We start from the raw sequence: 2,957 nt of genomic DNA on the forward strand, positions 1-2,957 counted from the left end.
CATTAAAGGTGATCTTGAAAACGTAAAGTTTGTATTGCCTAAAAAGTATGATGACAGGATAGAGCAGTTTTCTGATCTTCTTACACTAATGGCCATTGACGGTCATATTGACCCAGAAGAGGAAGAAGTCTGCAGAGAGTTTGCTTCCAAATATGAGCTAATGGATCAAGTTATAGAAGAGATGCTCTCGAAATACAGGTAATTAATCATTGCTTGATTCTGCTGGCGTTTTCTGCGTCAACCAAAGTAAGCCAGCATTGATTTCTGTAAATATCTTGTTATCAAAACCTCTCTTAATACTAACTCTTTCCCAAAGACTGGCTATTTCAATAAATTCCGGATCAATGATTACAGCAATTCTCATATTGTAAAACTCTGTAAACTTCGACTCATACAACTTTACAATATTAAAGGCCTCTGTAAGGTTTAAGTCAAAGGTTATTTCTGAATAGTCGGCTAAAATATTTTTGCAATCGTAGTGCTTGCTTACATCAATCAGCCTTTCTGTTCCCTCAATGATTTGAGTGAAGGTATTTCTTAGTCCAGATGCCTTCACCATGACATAGTCTTCCTTACGTTCTATTATTATATCACTTTTCATTGAACCGATTGATTATTTTATTGGAAGTTCAAAGTTAATAAGACTAATTTAATTTTCTTTAATTACTCAAAAAGTCCTGAACTCAAGTACCTATCTCCACGGTCACAGGTGATGCAAACAATAACACCACTTTTGAGGTCTTTAGCTACTTCTAAGGCAGCAAAAAGTGCTCCTCCGCTGCTCATTCCAGCCATTATAGCCTCTTTAGAAGCCATTTTTTTGGTGTATTCGGTAGCTTGTTCGGTACTTACATCAACAATTCTATCCACCCTTTGTTCGTCATAAATTTTCGGAAGGAATTCTTTTGACCATCGCCTTATACCTGGAATGCTTGAACCATCGGTTGGTTGCGTCCCAACAATTGTCACATTAGGGTCTTGCTCCTTCAAATACCTTGATACCCCCATAATAGTACCTGTTGTTCCCATAGCTGACACAAAATGTGTGATTTCTCCATTAGTGTCATTCCATATCTCCGGACCTGTTGTATTATAATGCATCATATAGTTATCAGCATTGCCAAACTGGTTGAGCATAAAGTATTCTCCAGTGGCCGCCATTTCTTCTGCCAGTGTTCGTGAGTATTCTATGGTTTTTACAGCAGGAGTGAGTATGACTTCGGCTCCATAAGCTGTCATACTTTGTACACGTTCTTTTGTTGAGTTGTCAGGCATGATCAGTGTCATAGACAACCCTTTTAGGTTAGAAATCATTGCCAGTGCAATACCTGTATTTCCACTAGTAGCCTCAACCAGTTTGTCACCAGGTTTAATGTCTCCTCTTTCAAGGGCGCCATTAATCATTCCCCAAGCAGCACGATCTTTCACACTTCCACCAGGGTTTTGCCCCTCTAGCTTACAGTATATTTTTACATTTTTATAGGGGTTGAGATGCGATATTTCTACTAATGGAGTATTACCAATAAGGTTTTCGATAGTCATATTTTTGATTCTATGATTTGTGTCTTGTTTATAGCTTCACTGTAAGATAATCGTGAGTTAGGAGGCACACTTTTAGTTAACCATACATTACCGCCAATTATACTTCCCTGACCGACTTCAGTCTTGCCACCAAGTATGGTAGCACCAGAATATATAATCACATTATTTTCAATAGTGGGGTGCCGCTTGGTTTTTGCGTCTTCTTTACGTACACTAAGTGCTCCTAAAGTTACACCCTGATATATCTTTACATAATCTCCGATTATTGTAGTCTCACCTATCACTACTCCAGTGCCATGGTCTATGCAGAAATGCTCACCAATTTGCGCACATGGATGGATATCTATTCCGGTATGACTGTGAGCATGTTCACTGATAATTCTTGGAATTAATGTGAGATTATACTTTTGAAACTCGTGCGCTATTCTATGCGCAGCTATAGCGTAAAATCCTGGGTAGGTCTTAATCACCTCAACTTTAGATTTAGCTGCTGGATCTCCTTTAAACAAGGCGGTTACATCCTTATCTAGCGTAGCCTTAATGGAAGGTAGCGCCAGCAGAATAGCTTCAGAAGTGTTTTTAGGATTCGAAGCATCACAGGCGTCTTTTTTCAGAAGGTTTTCAATATCCAACTGAATACTTTGATAGTGTTCCTGAAAGTCTTCAAAAGACTCAAAGCTTAAATTGGAAAACTCAGGGAATATGATGTTTAAAATCTTTTGGAAGGTCTTAATTACCGATTCCGGTGATGGGCATTCCTGAGCGTTTAAATGGTGCTTATATAGTTGTTGTAAAAATTCCTCTTTCACTTGGCTTCTTTAATCGTGTACAGAGTACACAACGCCAAAAAGAAAATTTTGATTGGAAAAACTAGAAAAAAATAAAATTAATTAAGCATCCATTTAACTCGAGCCATGGTGTCCTTGGCATCATTACCATTCTCTATGTTAGCTTTTAATGTTTTGATGAGCTCATCGATATGCGGTTTAGGGTACCCAAACTTGGAGGCGTAAATGTTACAGAGCTTCATTTCTTCTTCATGCACTTCGTTATCTACTATCATCATATGCACCAGATCATACATTTGATGAAACTTTTCAAAGTCATCTTCAGGTACTTCAAAAAGTACCTCTCCAGGATTCTTTTCTATATCTTTTAATTTTGATGATGATATACCATTTTTCTTGGCAATCTTGTGGAGTAATTCAGCCTCAACTCTGTCGAAATTACCGTCAGATACGGCTATTTCAATTAGGTTTTTCATGTGGCTTTGAGCCGAGCTTTTTCCCTGTCTGAAGAGATTAAGGATTTCACTAAAATTCATAATTGCCAACTAAAGTTTCAAATCAATGTAGTAAGATACTTTTTTTCAACTTTATATAGAAATGATTGATAATTTTAAGAACTAAAACCTA

At 37.4% G+C, this 2,957-nt stretch carries 5 protein-coding genes; 1 reads left to right on the forward strand and 4 read right to left on the reverse strand.

The window, feature by feature from the left end:
• Positions 1-202, forward strand: a 202-nt coding sequence (locus E1140_RS21270; RefSeq protein ID WP_221412599.1) for a hypothetical protein, incomplete at its 5' end; no start/stop codon positions are given.
• Here E1140_RS21270 and E1140_RS00845 read toward each other — a convergent pair.
• From E1140_RS00845 to E1140_RS00860, 4 genes are all read right to left on the reverse strand, one after another.
• Entirely contained in the window at positions 203-601 is a 399-nt protein-coding gene (locus tag E1140_RS00845) for a hypothetical protein (RefSeq protein ID WP_155178060.1), read from the reverse strand.
• A 62-nt stretch (positions 602-663) separates the two neighbouring features.
• Positions 664-1,542 (reverse strand): cysteine synthase CysM, encoded by an 879-nt coding sequence (cysM, locus tag E1140_RS00850; protein WP_155178061.1) that lies wholly within the window; start codon positions 1,540-1,542, stop codon positions 664-666.
• Positions 1,539-2,351, reverse strand: a complete 813-nt coding sequence (gene epsC, locus E1140_RS21980) for a serine O-acetyltransferase EpsC (protein WP_185153348.1) — start codon at positions 2,349-2,351, stop codon at positions 1,539-1,541. Before epsC ends, cysM begins: the two co-directional genes overlap by 4 nt.
• Positions 2,352-2,428: 77 nt before the next feature.
• Positions 2,429-2,806 carry a hypothetical protein gene (locus E1140_RS00860; protein ID WP_155178062.1) on the reverse strand — a complete coding sequence of 126 codons (378 nt, stop codon included), beginning with the start codon at positions 2,804-2,806 and terminating at the stop codon, positions 2,429-2,431.
• Between the last annotated feature and the right edge of the window lie 151 nt (positions 2,807-2,957).

Source organism: Fulvivirga lutimaris (assembly GCF_009711525.1).
GTDB lineage: Bacteria > Bacteroidota > Bacteroidia > Cytophagales > Cyclobacteriaceae > Fulvivirga > Fulvivirga lutimaris.